The organism is Micromonospora sp. NPDC004704, from assembly GCF_053601675.1.
The window spans coordinates 260,469-277,556 of record NZ_JBSGCD010000006.1 but is presented as its reverse complement, the minus strand read 5'-3'; the positions used below and the strand labels follow the sequence as shown (position 1 = coordinate 277,556).

The following is a 17,088-nucleotide window of genomic DNA, read 5'->3' as shown; positions in this document are numbered from 1 at the left end:
AGGATCGATGACCGAGGCCGAACTGCCCGTACTGCCCGAGACCCAGGCGCCCTGGCCGGCCCGGGACGGCCTGCGGATCACCCGGGTACGGGCGATCGTCACCGCGCCCGAGGGCCCGCCGCTGGTGGTGGTCCGGATCGACACCAACGAACCCGGCCTGTACGGGCTCGGCTGCGCCACCTTCACCCAGCGCTTCACCGCCGTCGTCGCCACCATCGAACAGCACGTGGCCCCGATGCTGATCGGCCGGCACCCGGCCGACATCGAGGACATCTTCCGGATGGTCCACTTCTCGTCGTACTGGCGAAACGGTCCGGTGACGAACAACGCGCTCGCCGGGGTGGACCTGGCCCTGTGGGACATCGCCGGCAAGCGGGCGGGGATGCCGGTCTACGAACTGCTCGGCGGGCGGGTACGCACCGCCGCCCAGTCTTACATCCACGCGGGTGGCGCGACCGTGGCGGAAACCCTGGAGCAGGCGCGGGAGTTCATGGCGGCCGGTTACCGACACATCCGTCTCCAGGTGGGTCAGCCGGGCCTGGGCGCGTACGGCGCTCCGGCGGTCGGCGGTGGGTATCCGGGGCAGCCGTACCCGGACGGCTGGGACGTCCAGCAGTACCTGCGGACCACCCCGGCCCTGTTCGCCGCCGCCCGTGCCGAGCTGGGCGAGGAGGTCGAGCTGCTGCACGACGTACACAGCCGACTCACGCCGAAGCAGGTGGTGCTGCTGGCCCGCGCGCTGGAGCCGTACCGGTTGTTCTTCCTGGAGGACGTCGTCGCGCCCGAGGAGTACGACCGGCTGCCGCAGGTCCGCGCCGACTCACCGGTGCCGATCGCGGTCGGTGAGCAGGTCAGTTCGGTCGCGGACGCCACCCGGCTGGTCCTCGGCGGCGGGGTGGACCTGCTCCGGTTGCACATCACCGCGGTCGGTGGGCTGACCCCCACCCGGAAGCTGGTGGCGCTCTGCGAGCTGACCGGGGTGAAGACCGCCTGGCACGCGCCGGCCGACGTCTCCCCGATCGGTGCGGCGGCGAACGTGGCGCTCGACGTCACCACGCCCGCGTTCGGTATCCAGGAGGGGCACGAGTACAACGACGCCGCCCGGGAGGTCTTTCCCGGCACCCTGGTCACCCGCGACGGCTACCTCTACCCGAACGACGCGCCGGGTTGGGGAATCGAGCTGGACGAGCGGGCCGCCGCGAAGTATCCGCCGGTCACCCTCCAGCACGAACGCTGGTCGGCGCGGGTGCGCCGCCCCGACGGCGGCATCGAGGCGCCCTGAGCGAATGAGGATCGACCGGGCCCGAAGCGGGTCTGCGCTGGTCGGAGCCTCGGTATGGTGTGGCGGTGGGGCGCCGGCCGGCGGAGAAGTGGGTGACCTGGGAGGAGCTCTTCTTCGACCTGGCCTTCGTCTTCGCCATCACCCAGTTCTCCCACCTGCTGCATGACGAGCACAGTTGGGCGGGGATCGGCAAGGTCCTGATCCTCTTCATCACCGTCTACTGGGTCTGGGGCGGCGTCGTCCTCTACACCGACCAGCAGGACGTCGGCATGGCCCGGGGCCGGGCGGTGATCCTCGCCCTCGGCTTCGACAGCCTGCTGCTGGCCATGACCATCCCCGAGGCGTACGGCGAACGTGGCCTGTCCTTCGTCTGCCTCGCCCTGTCCGGCCGCATCCTGCTCGGTCTCGTGACGTTGCGTAGCCGACCTCGGTGGCGGGCCTTCTTCCTCGGCCCGCACGGGGTGGTCCTGGTGACCGCCCCGCTGCTGCTGACCGGCGCCGCCCTGGAGGGTGCGGCCCGGATCGTGCTCTGGGCGGTCGCCGCCTGCATCGACGTGTCGAGTCCCTTGTTGGCCCGGATGACGGTGGGGAGGATCCGGGTGCAGTCACGGCACTACGCGCACCGCTACGGGCTGCTGATCATGCTCGTGATCGGCGAGTCCGTGATCCAGCTCGGGGCGGTGGCCGTGAACGAACCGCTGACGAACATCCGGGTGGCCGCCATAGCCGCCGCGTACGCCCTGGTCTGCGCGCTGTGGTGGTGTTACTTCGGCTACGGCGTACGGGCCTTCCGGTCGGCGCTGGAGCGGGCCGACGACCAGGCACCCCTGCGGCGGGCGATCCTGGTGTACGGGCACGTGCCGTTCAGCCTGGCGATCATCGGGATCGCCGACGGCCTGGGCCACGTGGTGTCGGAACCGGTCGAGCCGCTGCACGGCGGCGAGGCGGGGCTGCTCTTCGGCGGTTGCGCCCTCTTCCTCGCCACCTTCGCCTACACCGACTGGCGGATCCACCGGAGGATCACCTGGCGGCGGGCTGGCGCGAGCGTCGCCTGCCTGGCCCTGCTGCCGCTGACTGCCCTGCTGCCGGCGCTGGCCGGACTCGGGCTGCTGACCCTGGTTGTGGCGGGCCTCGGCGCGGCGGAAGAGGTGAACCAGCGCCGATCCGGGGGTGACTCCGGGACCGACCAGGATCCCGACGCGAGCGTCGCCGGGGGCGACAACCACGGCGACCGCGGCACCCCGGAGGACCTGGACCGAGGCCCGGCGGCGGACGCCTGAGCAGCCCGGTGACGGACGCCCGAGCAGCCCGGTGACGGACGCCTGAGTGGTCAGGGGTGGAAGCCGGCGAACCAGCCGGGGTGGTCGGTGTGTCGCATCGGATGCGCACTCGGCTTCGGCATGCCGAGATCGGTGCTGGTCATGAGCTGTTGGACGCCGCCGTCGCCGGTGTGGTGGTAGCCGGCGGGAACGCAGTCCCGGACGTCCGGGGAGCCGCCGGAGGCGAGGTTGAAGTCACCCGCCACCACCACCGGGGCGATCGATCCGACCGTTGCCCGCATCGCAGGCAGCTCGACGTCCAGCAGTCGTCGGCACTGCCGCATCGCGATCGACGGCGAGATGTACGTCAGATGCGTCGTGCAGGCGTAGTAGACACCCGGAGCGGCGACGCAGAGCCATACCCGCATCTCGTCCGGGTAGCCGCCCTGGTCCGGGTAGAGGCCGTTGAACACCGACACGCCATCGCTGTGCGCCGCCGGTACCCGGCCGAGGATCCCGATGCCGTACTCGTCGCCGTTGCGGCACCGGTAGGGCCGCGAACCGTCGGGCAGGTCACCAGCCGGCTGGAACGCCCAGAAGACCCGGTCGTCCGGGAAGTTGCGGACCATCGCCGGGTGCAGTGTGGTTGCCACGTCGTCGCGACAGATCTCGTTGAGGGTCACGACCTGCGGGCGCAGCGCCGTGATCGTCGCGTACGCCTCCTCGACCGCCCTACCGTTGTTGAGTGCCGCGTAACAGCCGGCGAAACCGCTGTTGCAGAGGTTGAGTTGCAGCACCCCGAACGGAACCTGCTCGGGCGGCGCCGAGGGCAGGTCCGGATCGTGGCGGTCGACGGCACCATCCAACCCGCCCAGCTCGGCGCATGGCCCCCGGCCCGCCTCCGGGCAGAACGCCCGCACCCCCGGCGCCGCCTCGACCTCCGCCCGAGGCGGGCCGGGCCGGACGAGCGCCTGTCCGGCGACCGCCGCCACCAGCAGTAGCAGCACACCGAGTACGGCAACCGCGCGGACACCGGCCGACCGACTATCCGCCCCGGACACCGGACGAGGGTAACCGATGCCCGGCCGCTGCCCGCGACCCGTCCGGAACCGGAACCGGCACCGGCACCGGCACCGGCCGGGAGGGGCGTGCCGGCTCGCGGCCCGCTATGCTCGACTCGGTATCCCCGTCGATGGCCCGCGTGCGCCGCGAAGCACGTCCCATGTGAACGACAACCGAAGTGGCGGGTCCGCCACCGTCGGATGAGGCCGGAGAACCGGCCGAGCGTCCGGATCCGCTCCCGTACCGACCTGCGTGCCGTCCGCCGTCCCCGAGCCCACCGCTGCTGGGGGCATCTGATCGCGGCCCCGCTCTGGCCAATGCACGAGGCGAACCTCGGCACCCTGTTGCGCACCTGCGACGCGGTCGGCGCGTGCCTGGCCGTACCGCCGTTCGGGTGGGTGGACCGGGCGATGGACAGGGGCAACACCCTGCGCCGCCCGACCTGTGTGCACCGGGTCGGCGATCCGCTGCGCTGGTTGGCCGCCGAACGGGCCCGCGGCGCGCACATCCTCGGCGTGGAGTTGGCCGAGGAGGCGGTCCGGCTCGCGGACCTGCCCACCGCCCGGCGCCGTACGGTGATGCTCCTCGGTCACGAGTCGACCGGAATTCCGGCCGAAGCCCTGGACACCCTCGACGCGGTTGTCGAGATCCCGATGGTCGGCAGCGGTCTGAGCCTCAACGTGGCGGTGGCCGGTTCGCTGGTCCTCTACAAGCTCGCCGGCCTGATCTGATCACCGACGGCATCGACGACGGCACTCGCCGGTGCCGTCCGGTCGTCGTCCAGATCACTGTCAGGTTTCTGACTGGGCGTCTTTGCGCAGGTCGCCTCGATCGACTTGCTCGGCCGTACGAAATCGGGGTTTCGCGAGGTCGGCCGGTGGGCGCAGTATCTGCGGGGTCCTCGCCGGGTCACGGGTCACCCGCCGGCGAGAGCCCTTCCTCTTCCCCGTTCGTTCCCACCACGAGGAGACACCCCTTGTCTTCGCAGACCGTGTCCCGCCGCTCGGTGCTCGCCGCCGGTGGTCTCACCGCCGCCGGCGTGGCCGGCGTCCTCGGACTCGCCAGCCCGGCTTCGGCCCACCCGACCGAGCCCCCCGCACCCACCCCCACCACCGCCCTGAACCGGCTCATCGCCGGCAACAAGCGCTTCTACAAGGGCCAGGCCCGGCACCCGCACCAGTCCCTGAAGGACCTGCACGAACTGGCCAGCGGACAGCACCCGTTCGCGATCACCCTCGGCTGCGCCGACTCCCGCGTCTCCCCGGAGATCCTGTTCGACCAGGGCCTGGGTGACCTGTTCGACAACCGGGTCGCCGGCAACATCGTGGACGACCTGCTGCTCGGCAGCATCGAGTTCGCGATCGAGGAGTTCGGCGTCCCGCTGATCGTGGTCGTCGGCCACGAGCGGTGCGGCGCCATCTCCGCCACCATCAACGCGATCGAGACCGGCGGTGCGGCCCCCGGCCACATCGGCACCATCGTCGAGGCGCTGCGCCCGGTGGTCGAGCCCCTGGTGGGCGGCCCCGGTGACGTGGTCGAGGCCGCGGTGAAGGCCAACGTCCTGGCCCAGGTGCAGGCCCTGTTCGACCAGAGCGAGATCGTCCGGGAGAAGGTCCACGAGGGCGCCCTCGGCGTCGTCGGTGCCCGCTACGACCTCGACAACGGCAAGGTCACCCTGCTCGGCTGAGCCTTCCGGTACGACCACCGTCGGCCCGGCTCCCCCCGACCGCCGACGGCAAGGTGCCCCGGTCCGCAACTCGCGGGCCGGGGCACCTTCGGATCGTCCGGTGGTTACGGCAGTACGCGCTTGTCCGCGTCGAGGTTCGCGCTCAACCGGATGGTGATGAACTCGTTGTTGTCAGGCTTGCCAGGCGTACGCCCGTTCGACGACGGGAAGTTGTTGTCGTTGAGCACACCGAGCGTCCGGTCGTCCAGGATGACCAGGCCCTCGATGGTGGTGAACGGGAACCGGAACACCGGCCCGAAGCCGCCGATGTTGTGCGGATTGTTGATGTTGAGCAGGTCCGCGACGAGGGTCTTGTCGACCTTGCCGTCCCGGTCCCGGTCCCGCCGGTCGATCAGGTAGATCTTCTTGAACAGGGCGGAGGCACCCTCGCCGTTGTCCCGCTCGATGATCAGCATCCGGTTGTTGTCGACGCTGATCGCGTCACCGATGGCGTTGCCGGGCGAGTCGAGCTGGTAGGTCCACCAGTTGTCGGTGTACCGGCCGGCGGTCAGGTCGTACTGGTACAGCCGCAGCGCACCCGCCGGGTCACCGGCGACGGTGCCCTCCAGCAGCGGGTAGAGCGAACGACCGTCCGGGGCGAGCGCCATGCCCTCGAAGCCCTTGCTGCTGGGCAGGTTCGGCTGGCCCGCCGGGTTCTCCGGGGCCCGTACGCCGGGCAGTGGCACCGGTGCCTGCACCAGGCGACCGGCCCGGTCGAAGTGCAGCAGGTACGGGCCGAACTCGTCACCGAGCCAGTACGACCCGTCCTTGGCCTTGACCATCGACTCGATGTCGAAGTCGGAGCCGGTGAGCACCCGGTCCGGACGGGTCAGCGCGAACGGCACCAGCCCGTTCGGGTCGGTCAGGTTCAGACCGCCGAGGACGTCGACGGATCCGGTGCCGAAGCTCGGCGCGACCCGCTGGATCCGCAGGACGAAGTCGGCGCTGTTGGCCTTGTTGCCGAAGCCGTTGTCGGTGAGTACGTCGAAAGTGCCGTCGGCGTTGCGCTGCACGCCGCTGAAGCCCTGCACCGGCTGGTCGGCGAAGGGCGCGACGACCCCGTTGACCGGGGCGGTGCCGAGCAGCGACCCGGACGGCTCGCTGGCCGGTACGAAGGACATGGCCGGCAGTGCGGCGAAGTTGGTGAGCGTGGCCTGGCGGAACGGCTTCGCCGGTCCACCCTGCCCGGTGAGGTTGACCTCGGTGCGGTCGGCCCCGATGAGGTTGGCCGCGGCGGTGGGCACGGCGAGTACGGCGAGCGTCAACGCGCCGATACCGAGGCCGAGACCGAGCCGTCGAGCGGTAGCTGTCATGGGCGGCACGGTAGGCGTCCCGGTTGAACCACGGTTGACCAGGAATTGTCGATCAATCAATGATCCGGGGGCACGAGCGACGACCCGTGCCCCGGACCACCCGTCGGTCCCGGTCAGCTCCGCCCGGCGAGCAGCCGCCGCTCGGCGAGGGCCAGCAGGGTGTCGCTGAGCTTGCCGAGCAGGGCGAGCAGCAGGATCGCCAGCAGGATCACGTCGGTCCGGCCGGTGTTCTGGCTGTCGATGAGCAGGAAACCCAGGCCCATCGAGGAGGCGATCAGCTCGGCCGCGACCAGGAACAGCCACGACTGGGCCATCGCCAGCCGCAGGCCGGCGAGCACCGGCGGGGTCGCGGCCGGCAGCAGCACCGTGCCGAGCAGCCGTACGCCGGTGCGACCGTAGGCCCGGCCGACCTCGATGAAGTGCGGATCCACATGCGCCAGTGCGGACGCGACGGTGGTGTAGACCGGGAAGAACGCCCCGATCGCCACCAGCACGACCTTGGGGGTCTCGCCGATTCCCAGCCAGAGCAGCAGCAGCGGCACCCAGGCCAGGGACGGGATCGCCCGCAGTGCCTGCACGGTCGGACTGAGCAGGACCCGCAGCGGCGCGGAGAGCCCGACCAGGCCGCCCAGCGCCAGACCGGCCCCGCTGCCGAGGACGAACCCGATCAGGACCCGCTGGGTGCTGATCGCGACGTGGTGCCACAGCTCGCCCCGGCCGAGCAGTTCACGCAGCGCCAGCACCACGTCGTACGGCGGGGGCAGTTGGGCCGGCGCGTACACGTGCGCCGCGACCACCGCCTGCCACGTCGCGAGCAGCGCGAGGGGCACCAGCAGGCCGGCCCCGGCGTGCAGCAGCCGCCGGCGGATGCCGGACCGGGCAGGGCGGGACGTGGCCGGTGCCGGCGGTGACGCCGGAGCGGACCGGACCGGTGCCACGCTCACGGCTTGGCCCGGTCCTGGGCGAACCTCGGTTCGAGCAGCGAGTCCAGCGCGGTACGGGCCTCGTCGGCGCTGCGTACGTTGCCGTCGGCGACCAGGATCGGCAGTACCCGTTCGAAGACCTGCCGCTGCGCCGCCCCGGGCACCGGGTCCACCGCGAGCCGGGTCCGTTCGGCGAGCACGACCCGGGCCACCTCGGCGGAGACCTTGGATTCCCGGGCGAGCAGTTCGACCGCCTGGTCGGGGTGCTCGGTGAGCCAGGCACGGGCCCGCTCGTAGGCGTTGACCACCGCCTGCACCAGTTCGGGGTGCGCGGCGATGAAGTCCTCACGGGCGTTGAGCACCCCGTAGGTGTTGAAGTCGAGGTTGCGGTAGATCAGCTTGGAGCCGGCGTCGACCTGGCTCTGTGCCATGTGCGGGTCGAGCCCGGCCCAGGCGTCGACGTCACCGCGTTCGAGGGCGGTCTTGCCGTCGGCGTGCTGAAGGTTGACCACCGTGACGTCCGACGGCTTCAGGCCCGCCTGGTCGAGCGCCTGTAGCAGGAAGAAGTACGGGTCGGTGCCCTTGGTCGCGGCGATCTTGCGGCCCTTGAGCTGGGCCACCGAGGCGATCGGCGAGTTCTTCGCCACCACGATCGCGGCCCACTCCGGCTGGCTGAAGACCTCGACCGTCTTGATCGGCGAGCCGTTGGCCCGGGCGACGAGCGCGGCCACCCCGGCGGTGGAACCGATGTCGATCACCGCCGCGCGCAGGTTCTCGTTGGCCTTGTTGCTGCCGGCGGAGAGTTGCCAGGTCACCGAGACCCGCTTGTCGGCCAGCTCGGTCTCCAACCACTTCTGGTCCCGCAGCACGAGGCTCTCCGGGTTCCAGTACGCGTAGTCGAGCCGCAGCGCGACCCCGGTGCCGTCCGGGGTGTCGGACCCGGAGTCCTCGCCGGCCACGCAGCCGGTCAACAGGGCCACCACGGCGGTCATCGCGAGCGCGACCCGAACCGGGACGCCGGTAACTTTTCGCACAGGGGATTCCTTCGGTGAGGGGGACCACCCGGCCGGTGCCGGCCGGGTGACGTTCTACGGCGGTCGGTGACGCCGGTGGTCGCTAGCTCGACGGGGTCGCGTCGCCGCCGACGGCGGCACCGGTACGCCGGGGCACGCCGAGGCGGTCCAGCAACTCGGCGCGCAGCGAGGTCAGGACGGGGTCCGCGCGGTCGCGCGGGCGTACGACCGGCACGTCGATCACCAGTTGGATGGTCGAGCCGGATTCGGCCGCGTCCGCCGTACCGGGTTCCGACGGACCGAGCAGGACGATCCGGTCGGCGAGTTGCAGCGCCTCGTCGACGTCGTGGGTGACCAGGAGCACGGTGGTACCGGCAGCCCGCTGCACGTCGTCGACCAGGTCCTGCATGCGCAGCCGGGTGAGCGCGTCCAGGGCGGCGAACGGCTCGTCGAGCAGCAGCACACCCGGGCGACGGGCCAGGGCGCGGGCCAGGGCGGTGCGTTGGGCCATGCCACCGGAGATCTGCCGGGGGCGGTGCCCGGCGAACTCGGACAGGCCCATGACGGCAAGCAGGCGGCTCACCTCGGCCCGCCCCTCGGCCCGGCCGGTACCGCTCGGTAGTCCGAAGGCGACGTTGCGGGTCAGCGTCCGCCAGGGCAGCAGCCGGGGTTCCTGGAACACCACGGCGGTGCGTGACTCGACCCCGCGCACCTCCCGCCCGTCCACCTCGACCAGGCCCTCGGTGGCCCGGTCGAGTCCGGCGACGAGCCGCAGCAGGGTCGACTTCCCGCAGCCGGACGGGCCCAACAGGGCCACCACCTCGCCGGCCGCGATGTCGAGGGTGACGTCCCGCAGCACAACGCGGCGGCCGGTACCCCGTCCGAACGCGCGTCCGATCCGGGCCAGCCGTACGGGCGCGGGTCGGGTGAGCGGCGGTCGGCTGGTGGACGCCGACGCCGGTACCGGACGCTCCACGATCGACACCGTGACCCCTCCCCTGGCGCCGACGACGCCCCGGCGGCACCGGGGCACGCCTGCTGCGCCCCGATGCGGAACCTGACCCGCACACCTTACCGATAATTCCTATCGGTTGAGTAGGCTAGGGCCGGGTTCCGCATCGACGTACGGCTCCACGGGCTGTCCGGCGACTCAGCCGCCGAGCCGGCGCACCATGTTCATCACGGTCTCCAACTGCGGCCCGCCTTTGATCGGATAGGCGGTGCTGCCGAGGTAACCCCACCAGTCCCAGCAGCCGTTCGGATTCACCGCCGAGGCGGTGGCCTGCGGGTAGAGCACGATCAGCCGGTTGGTGTCGGCGTACTGGTTGAGGTTGGCGCGGTCCACGAAGGCCGTACCGACGGTGTTGTAGCCCTGCTGGCAGCCGTGCAGCGCGACCAGCAGTTTGCAGGACTGCCCGGACGCGCAACTCGACGGCACGTACGCGAACCCGGTCCCGCCCATGCTCAGCCCGGCCGCGTTCCCGTTCACCGCGAACGTGCTCTGGTTGAAGCTGGTCAGGGTGCCGCCGAGCGGGCCGGTGTTCGGTGCGCTGACCGAGCCGAGCAGCTTGCGCAGGAAGGTGTTCTGCGGGTCCGTACCGCAGTCGTTGAGGAACGGTGACACCGTCGCGGTGCAGGCCCCGGTGCCGTACGGGGTGACCCAGGCGTGACCGGCGGACGAGCCGCTGTCGTACTGGACACTGGCGCCGAAGTGCTGGTAGTAGCGGACCAGGTCGTCGGTGACGGACTTCCTGATCGCCGTGTCGTTGTTGCCGTGGTAGACGTAGACGGGCTGCCCGGACAGCCGGCTGACCGGGTCGACCCAGCCGTACGCCGCCCAGGTCCGGGTGTACGCCTCCAGATTGGTCAGGTACGTCGGCAGGGTGTTGTCGGCGCAGGCGTACAGGGCCTGGCTGACGTTGTTCTGGGCGCAGTAGTACGGCCCGGCGGCGAAGATCGCCGCCCCCTTGATCCGGCTGGAGTAGGCGACCTGCAACTGGGTCGCCAGGTATCCGCCGGACGAGACCCCGGCGACGTACACCCCGGACACCTGGTACGTGCCGAGCGAGCCGGCGACCGGCGTCTTCGTGTACGGGTTGGCGGCGGCCAGGGCCGGGGCGGGGCCGGGGACGAGCAGGGACAGGGCCACGGCAGCGGCCGTGACGGTGCGTACGAGGAACCTCATGGGACGCCCTCCTGATGGGAAGACGCCGGCGGTGGGGCGCGGCGTGCACCGAGGTTAGGAGCGCGTCGGCCGCCCCGACACCGTCGTACGTGACATGTCTCACCGCGTACGAGTGTGGTCGCACGCCAGTGCGCGCCCCGACGGACATCGGGACGCGCGTGGTGTGAGAGCCGTGGCCGCTACTGACCCGCCACCGGTGCCGGCTGGCGCTGGTACTCCGGCTTGTGCGAGGCGGTGGCCTCGACCGCCCACTCGAGCGCGTAGTCGGCGACCGCCTGCCAGCCCGGTTGCCCGAGGGTGAAGTGGGTCCGGCCGGGGAACTCGTGGTAGCCGGTGATCGCCCTGGACCGGCGGTAACGGCCGGCGTTCGACTTGTTCTGTACCGGCGGCGCGACGTGGTCGGCACCGCCGGCGATGAACAGCAGCGGGGCCCGGTCGCTGTTGGCGAAGTTGGCCCGGATCGCCGACCTCGGGTTCAGGTTGGCCAGCGCGCTCTCCCAGAGCACTCCCCCGGCGCCGGGTACGTGGTAGCGCCCGTAGATCCGGTCGGACTCCTCCCGGCTCATCGTGTTGGCGAACGCGTAGTGGAACTGTTCGGGGCTCAGCGGCACCGCCCGGCGCCGGTTGCCGAAACTGCGCAGGATCGGGAGAGCGACCCGCAGCGACGAGAACGGCACCCGCAGCACCCCCTTGACCGGTGCGGAGTCGATCGCCACGGCGGCGGCACCGAGTCCCCGGTCGGCCAGCATCTGGGTGAACGACCCGCCGAAGGAGTGACCCATGATGATCGGCGGCCGGCCCAGGTCCCGGATGATCCGGTCGTAGTGGTCGACGATCCGGGTGACGTTGAGTTTCGCGATCGGCGACGGGTCCCGGCGCAGTTGCTCGACCTCCCCCTCCATTCCCGGCCAGGCCGGCGCGAGCACGCGGAAGCCGGCGGCGGAGTAGCGGTCGACCCACTGCTCCCAACTGCGCGGTGTCATCCACAGCCCGTGGATCAGCACGATGGTGTCGGCCGAGCTGCGATCGGCGGGACTGCTGCTCATGTTCCCCTCCTGGCAGGTCGCGTGCGTACGCGTGGACGAACGCCGCGGGCCGCTTACCCGCCGCCTGACCCGCCAATCCCGTACCGCGATCCATGCCTTCCCGAGCAGGGAGCCATGTCAGGAACCGGACGATCCGGACGGACGGCACCGGACTGGCACGATTCGTCACCACCGGCAGGCCCACCGGTGAGCGGCCCGCCGGGCGCCACCCTTAGTCTCCGTTCATGACCCGGTCACCAGGAGAGCCGAGCCTGGCCGCTGATTTCGCACCCGCGACGCTGGCCCAGTGGCAGGAACTGGCGCTCGCCGTACTGCGCAAGAGCGGCGCGGCCGACGAGAACACGGCCCCCGAGGCAGTCCACGACCTACTGGGCCGGACCACGTACGACGGCATCCGCGTGGCGCCCCTGCACACCGCCACCGACGCCCCGGCACCCGCCGGCCTGCCCGGACTGTGGCCGTTCACCCGCGGTGGACAACCGACCGGACCGGTCCGGTCGGGTTGGGACATCCGGCAACGGCACACCGATCCGGATCCGGCCACCACCAACGAGGCGATCCTGGCCGACCTGGAAAACGGCGGCACCTCGATCTGGCTGGCCCTCGGACCGGGCGGCCTGGACCCGGCAACGCTGCCGGCGGCACTCGACGGGGTCTACCTCGACCTGGTCGGGCTGGTGCTGGACGCCGGCCCCGCCACCGAACAGGCGGCGGCAGCACTGTTCGCGCTCGCCGCCGAGGCGGGCCTCGCACCGGCGCAACTGAGCGGCAACCTGGGCGCCGACCCGCTCGGCTGGCAGGCCCGTACCGGTGACGTCGCCGACCTGCGGCCCGCCGCCGCCCTCGCCGCCCGGTGCGCGGCGGACCACCCCGGCCTGCGGGCGATGACCGTCGACGCGACCGTCTTCCACGACGCCGGTGGCAGCGACGCCGAGGAACTCGGGTGCTCGATCGCGGCGGGCGTGGCCTACCTGCGGGCGTCGACCGACGCCGGTCTCGACCCCACCACCGCCCTCGGCCAGGTGGAGTTCCGCTACGCGGCCACCGCCGACCAGTTCCTCACCATCGCGAAGCTGCGCGCCGCCCGGCGGCTCTGGGCCCGCGTCGCCGAGGTGTGCGGCGTTCCGGCCGCCGGCGCCCAGCGCCAGCACGCGGTCACCTCGGCGGCGATGATGACCGCCCGCGACCCCTGGGTGAACATGCTCCGGACCACTCTCGCCTGCTTCGCCGCCGGGGTCGGCGGTGCGGACGCGGTCACCGTCGCACCGTTCGACGCCCGACTCGGGCTTCCGGACGGATTCAGCCGCCGGATCGCCCGCAACACCCAGTCGCTGCTGCTGGCCGAGGCCAACGTCGGCCGGGTCGTCGACCCCGCCGGGGGTTCCTGGTACGTCGAACGCCTGACCGAGGACCTCGCCCACGCCGCCTGGGCGTGGTTCACCGAGATCGAACGCGCCGGTGGACTTCCCGCCGCCCTGGCCAGCGGGCTGGTCGCCGACCGCCTCGCCACGACCTGGGACCGGCGTACGGACAACCTCGCCCACCGGCGGGATCCGATCACCGGTGTCAGCGAGTTCCCCAACCTGGAGGAGCGCCGCCCGGTCCGTTCCCCGGCACCGGCACCGGTCGGGGGCGGCCTGCCCCGGCACCGGTACGCCGAACTGTTCGAGGACCTGCGCGACCGGGCCGACACCCACACCACGGACACCGGCACCCGGCCGACCGTGTTCCTGGCCACCCTCGGCCCGATCGCCGCGCACACCGGTCGGGCGTCGTTCGCGGCGAACCTCTTCGCCGCCGGTGGGATCACCACGACACGCAGCGGCCCGGCAACCGACGCGGACGAGATCGCCGCCGCCTTCACCGCCAGCGGAGCCACCGTCGCCTGCCTCTGCGGCACCGACAAGGCGTACGCGACACTGGCCGCACCGGTCGCGGCGGCGCTGACCGTCGCGGGTGCGCAACGGATCTGGCTGGCCGGCCCACCCGGCGAACACCACGGGGTGGACTCCTACCTGTACACGGGCTGCGACGCCGTACGGGTAATCGAAACGACGCTACGTGACCTGGGGGTGGCGTGATGATCCCGGACTTCTCCAACCTGGAACTCGGCACACCGGATCCCACCGTGGACCCGGACCGGTGGCGCGACGCCGTACGCGACCAGACCGGCACCGAAGCCGAGGCGCTGGCCTGGGAGACCCCGGAGGGGATCACCGTCCCCCCGCTGTACACCGCCGCCGACCTCGAGGGACTGGACTTCCTGGGCACGTACCCGGGCATCGCCCCGTTCCTGCGCGGGCCGTACCCGACGATGTACACCACCCAGCCGTGGACGATCCGCCAGTACGCCGGCTTCTCCACCGCCCAGCAGTCGAACGCCTTCTACCGGCGGAACCTGGCCGCCGGGCAGAAGGGGCTGTCGGTCGCGTTCGACCTGCCGACGCACCGGGGTTACGACTCCGACCACCCCAGGGTCGTCGGTGACGTCGGCATGGCCGGGGTGGCGATCGACTCCATCTACGACATGCGGGAGCTGTTCGACGGGATCCCGTTGGACCGGATGAGCGTGTCGATGACCATGAACGGCGCGGTCCTGCCGATCCTCGCGCTGTACATCGTGGCCGCCGAGGAGCAGGGTGTGGCACCGGAACAACTCTCGGGGACGATCCAGAACGACATCCTCAAGGAGTTCATGGTCCGCAACACCTACATCTACCCGCCCGGACCGTCGATGCGGATCATCTCCGACATCTTCGCCTACACCTCGACCCGGATGCCCCGGTTCAACTCGATCTCCATCTCCGGCTACCACATCCAGGAAGCCGGGGCGACCGCCGACCTCGAACTCGCCTACACCCTCGCCGACGGCATCGAGTACCTGCGCGCCGGTCGGGCCGCCGGGCTGGACATCGACGCCTTCGCCCCGCGACTGTCGTTCTTCTGGGCCGTCGGCATGAACTTCTTCATGGAGGTGGCGAAGCTCCGCGCCGCCCGGCTCCTCTGGGCCAAACTGGTCCGCGAGTTCGAGCCGACGAACCCGAAGTCGTTGTCGCTGCGGACGCACTGCCAGACCTCGGGGTGGTCGCTGACCGCCCAGGACGTGTTCAACAACGTCATCCGTACCTGCGTCGAGGCGATGGCCGCCACCCAGGGCCACACCCAGTCCCTGCACACCAACGCCCTGGACGAGGCACTGGCCCTGCCCACCGACTTCTCCGCCCGGATCGCCCGCAACACCCAACTCGTCATCGCCCAGGAATCCGGGACCACCGGGGTCATCGACCCCTGGGGTGGCAGCGCCTACGTCGAACGCCTCACCCACGACCTCGCCACCCGCGCCTGGGAGCACATCCGGGAGGTCGAGGCCGCCGGTGGGATGGCCGCCGCGATCGACGCCGGCATCCCCAAGCTGCGGATCGAGGAGGCGGCGGCCCGTACCCAGGCCCGGATCGACTCCGGGCGGCAGCCCGTCGTCGGCGTCAACACCTACCGGCCGGCCACCGACGAACCCATCGACGTCCTCCGCGTCGACAACACCGCCGTACGGACCGAGCAGGTCGACAAGCTCCGCCGGTTGCGCGCCGAACGTGACCCGCAGGCGTGGGCCGCCGCCCTCGACAACCTGCGCAGGGCCGCTGCCGCCGGTCCCGCCGGGCAGGGGGACCTGAGCCGTAACCTGCTCGCCCTGGCCGTCGACGCCGCCCGTGCGAAGGCCACCGTCGGGGAAATCTCCGACGCGCTGGAGGACGTCTACGGCCGGCACACCGCGCAGATCCGTACGATCACCGGTGTGTACCGGAACGAGGCCGGCGACAGCACCGCCGTCGAGCAGACCAGGGCCGCCACCGCCGCGTTCGCCGACGCCGAGGGTCGCCAGCCCCGCATCCTGGTGGCGAAGATGGGCCAGGACGGGCACGACCGGGGGCAGAAGGTCATCGCCACCGCCTTCGCCGACCTCGGCTTCGACGTCGACGTGGGCCCGCTGTTCCAGACCCCGGCCGAGGTCGCCCGGCAGGCGGTCGAGGCCGACGTCCACATCGTCGGCGTGAACTCCCTCGCCGCCGGACACCTCACGCTCGTACCGGCGCTGCGCGACGAACTCGCCGCGCTCGGCCGCTCCGACATCATGATCATCGTCGGTGGAGTCATCCCCGAACAGGACTTCGACACCCTCCGGACCGCCGGTGCCACCGCGATCTTCCCGCCCGGAACCGTCATCCCCGACGCCGCGCTCGACCTGCTCACCGAACTCTCCAAGCGACTCGGCCACCCGACCGTCGCATGACGCGATCGATGCCGGACGTCGAGGACTACACCGCCGGGGTGCTCGCCGGTGCGCCCGCCTGGATCGCGCGGGCGATCACTCTGGTGGAGTCGCGACGCCCGGACCACCGGGCGCTGGCCCAGCAACTCCTGGTCGCGCTGACCCCGCACGCGGGCAACACCCGCCGGGTCGGGATCACCGGGGTACCGGGGGTCGGCAAGTCGACCTTCATCGACGCGCTGGGCAGCCATCTCACCGGGGCGGGACACCGGGTTGCGGTGCTGGCGGTCGACCCGTCCTCTACCCGTACCGGCGGCAGCATCCTTGGCGACAAGACCCGGATGACCCGGCTCGCCACCGATCCGGCCGCCTTCGTCCGTCCCTCCCCCACCGCCGGCACCCTCGGCGGCGTCGCCAAGGCGACCCGTGAGGCGATGGTCGTGGTGGAGGCCGCAGGTTACGACGTGGTCCTGATCGAGACCGTCGGGGTCGGGCAGTCCGAGACCTCGGTCGCCGAGATGGTCGACTCGTTCCTGCTCCTCGCCCTGGCCCGGACCGGCGACCAGCTCCAGGGCATCAAGAAGGGTGTCCTCGAACTCGCCGACGTGATCGCGGTCAACAAGGCGGACGGCCCGCATGCCAACGACGCCCGTGCCGCCGCCCGGGAACTCGGCGGGGCACTGCGGTTGCTGCGTACGGGGGAAGCCGGCTGGCAACCACCCGTACTGACCTGCAGCGCGCTGGAGGGCACCGGCCTGACCGAGGTGTGGCAGCAACTGGTCCGGCACCAGGAGACCCTGCACGCCTCGGGTGAGTTCGCCGCCCGACGTCGTCGCCAACAGGTCGGCTGGCTCTGGGCGATGGTCCGGATGGGCCTGCTCGACGAGCTGCGGGAACACCCGGCGGTCACCGCGCTCGCCCCGGAACTCGAACGCCGGGTCCTCGACGGCAGCCTGACCCCGACACTCGCCGCCGAGCGCCTGCTGGCCGCCTTCACCGGCCGCGCCTGAAC

Annotated in this window: 14 protein-coding genes; 7 read left to right on the top strand and 7 right to left on the bottom strand. The window is 71.5% G+C overall.

The genetic code is table 11. The annotated features are described in order from the left end of the window. Nucleotides 1-7: 7 nt before the first annotated feature. Complete coding sequence (locus ACWEFB_RS11045; RefSeq protein ID WP_452284449.1) at nt 8-1,282, top strand: enolase C-terminal domain-like protein; 1,275 nt, start codon at nt 8-10, stop codon at nt 1,280-1,282. 65 nt (nt 1,283-1,347) lie between these two features. Continuing rightward, the gene (locus tag ACWEFB_RS11040) at nt 1,348-2,562 is read left to right on the top strand and encodes a low temperature requirement protein A (protein WP_452284447.1); all 1,215 of its coding nucleotides are present in this window, start codon (nt 1,348-1,350) and stop codon (nt 2,560-2,562) included. Between the two features lie 50 nt (nt 2,563-2,612). Here ACWEFB_RS11040 and ACWEFB_RS11035 read toward each other — a convergent pair whose 3' ends face one another. Next, nucleotides 2,613-3,602, bottom strand: a complete 990-nt coding sequence (locus tag ACWEFB_RS11035) for an endonuclease/exonuclease/phosphatase family protein (RefSeq protein ID WP_452284445.1) — start codon at nt 3,600-3,602, stop codon at nt 2,613-2,615. Nucleotides 3,603-3,803: 201 nt separating this feature from the next. Here ACWEFB_RS11035 and ACWEFB_RS11030 point away from each other — a divergent pair, with 201 nt between their 5' ends. Then, complete coding sequence (locus ACWEFB_RS11030) at nt 3,804-4,334, top strand: TrmH family RNA methyltransferase (RefSeq protein ID WP_452284443.1); 531 nt, start codon at nt 3,804-3,806, stop codon at nt 4,332-4,334. A gap of 245 nt (nt 4,335-4,579) precedes the next feature. After that, on the top strand, nt 4,580-5,290 hold the full coding sequence (locus ACWEFB_RS11025) for a carbonic anhydrase (protein WP_452284441.1): 711 nt from the start codon (nt 4,580-4,582) through the stop codon (nt 5,288-5,290). 104 nt (nt 5,291-5,394) lie between these two features. Here the strand turns inward: ACWEFB_RS11025 and ACWEFB_RS11020 are convergent, their stop codons facing one another. From ACWEFB_RS11020 to ACWEFB_RS10995, 6 genes are all read right to left on the bottom strand, one after another. Beyond that, a complete protein-coding gene (locus ACWEFB_RS11020) occupies nt 5,395-6,642 on the bottom strand; it encodes an esterase-like activity of phytase family protein (RefSeq protein WP_452284439.1) in 1,248 nt (415 codons plus the stop codon). A gap of 113 nt (nt 6,643-6,755) precedes the next feature. Further along, nucleotides 6,756-7,586: an ABC transporter permease gene (locus ACWEFB_RS11015; protein WP_452284437.1), complete on the bottom strand. Its 831-nt coding sequence runs from the start codon at nt 7,584-7,586 to the stop codon at nt 6,756-6,758. Then, a complete protein-coding gene (locus ACWEFB_RS11010; protein WP_326557982.1) occupies nt 7,583-8,599 on the bottom strand; it encodes an aliphatic sulfonate ABC transporter substrate-binding protein in 1,017 nt (338 codons plus the stop codon). Before ACWEFB_RS11010 ends, ACWEFB_RS11015 begins: the two co-directional genes overlap by 4 nt. An 82-nt stretch (nt 8,600-8,681) precedes the next feature. Then, nucleotides 8,682-9,554, bottom strand: a complete 873-nt coding sequence (locus tag ACWEFB_RS11005; RefSeq protein ID WP_452284434.1) for an ABC transporter ATP-binding protein — start codon at nt 9,552-9,554, stop codon at nt 8,682-8,684. Between the two features lie 174 nt (nt 9,555-9,728). Further along, nucleotides 9,729-10,763, bottom strand: coding sequence for an extracellular catalytic domain type 2 short-chain-length polyhydroxyalkanoate depolymerase (locus ACWEFB_RS11000; RefSeq protein WP_452284432.1), 1,035 nt, complete (start codon nt 10,761-10,763; stop codon nt 9,729-9,731). Nucleotides 10,764-10,942: 179 nt separating this feature from the next. Beyond that, complete coding sequence (locus ACWEFB_RS10995) at nt 10,943-11,809, bottom strand: alpha/beta hydrolase (protein ID WP_452284430.1); 867 nt, start codon at nt 11,807-11,809, stop codon at nt 10,943-10,945. A gap of 224 nt (nt 11,810-12,033) precedes the next feature. Here ACWEFB_RS10995 and ACWEFB_RS10990 point away from each other — a divergent pair, with 224 nt between their 5' ends. Genes ACWEFB_RS10990 through meaB form a run of 3 tightly spaced genes read left to right on the top strand, consistent with a single transcriptional unit; the run spans nt 12,034 to nt 17,086 of the window. Continuing rightward, entirely contained in the window at nt 12,034-13,890 is a 1,857-nt protein-coding gene (locus ACWEFB_RS10990) for a methylmalonyl-CoA mutase family protein (RefSeq protein WP_452284428.1), read from the top strand. Beyond that, the gene (scpA, locus tag ACWEFB_RS10985; RefSeq protein ID WP_452284426.1) at nt 13,890-16,097 is read left to right on the top strand and encodes a methylmalonyl-CoA mutase; all 2,208 of its coding nucleotides are present in this window, start codon (nt 13,890-13,892) and stop codon (nt 16,095-16,097) included. The genes ACWEFB_RS10990 and scpA overlap by 1 nt, the downstream gene beginning before the upstream one ends. 8 nt (nt 16,098-16,105) lie before the next feature. Continuing rightward, a complete protein-coding gene (gene meaB, locus ACWEFB_RS10980; RefSeq protein ID WP_452284424.1) occupies nt 16,106-17,086 on the top strand; it encodes a methylmalonyl Co-A mutase-associated GTPase MeaB in 981 nt (326 codons plus the stop codon). Nucleotides 17,087-17,088 lie beyond the last annotated feature (2 nt).

Bases quoted from the DNA above. Each gene is read 5' to 3' on its own strand.
- ACWEFB_RS10995 (WP_452284430.1), bottom strand. From the start codon at position 11,809: ATGAGCAGCAGTCCCGCCGATCGCAGCTCGGCCGACACCATCGTGCTG.
- scpA (WP_452284426.1), top strand. From the start codon at position 13,890: ATGATCCCGGACTTCTCCAACCTGGAACTCGGCACACCGGATCCCACC.
- ACWEFB_RS11020 (WP_452284439.1), bottom strand. From the start codon at position 6,642: ATGACAGCTACCGCTCGACGGCTCGGTCTCGGCCTCGGTATCGGCGCG.
- ACWEFB_RS10990 (WP_452284428.1), top strand. From the start codon at position 12,034: ATGACCCGGTCACCAGGAGAGCCGAGCCTGGCCGCTGATTTCGCACCC.
- meaB (WP_452284424.1), top strand. From the start codon at position 16,106: ATGCCGGACGTCGAGGACTACACCGCCGGGGTGCTCGCCGGTGCGCCC.
- ACWEFB_RS11030 (WP_452284443.1), top strand. From the start codon at position 3,804: ATGAGGCCGGAGAACCGGCCGAGCGTCCGGATCCGCTCCCGTACCGAC.
- ACWEFB_RS11000 (WP_452284432.1), bottom strand. From the start codon at position 10,763: ATGAGGTTCCTCGTACGCACCGTCACGGCCGCTGCCGTGGCCCTGTCC.
- ACWEFB_RS11045 (WP_452284449.1), top strand. From the start codon at position 8: ATGACCGAGGCCGAACTGCCCGTACTGCCCGAGACCCAGGCGCCCTGG.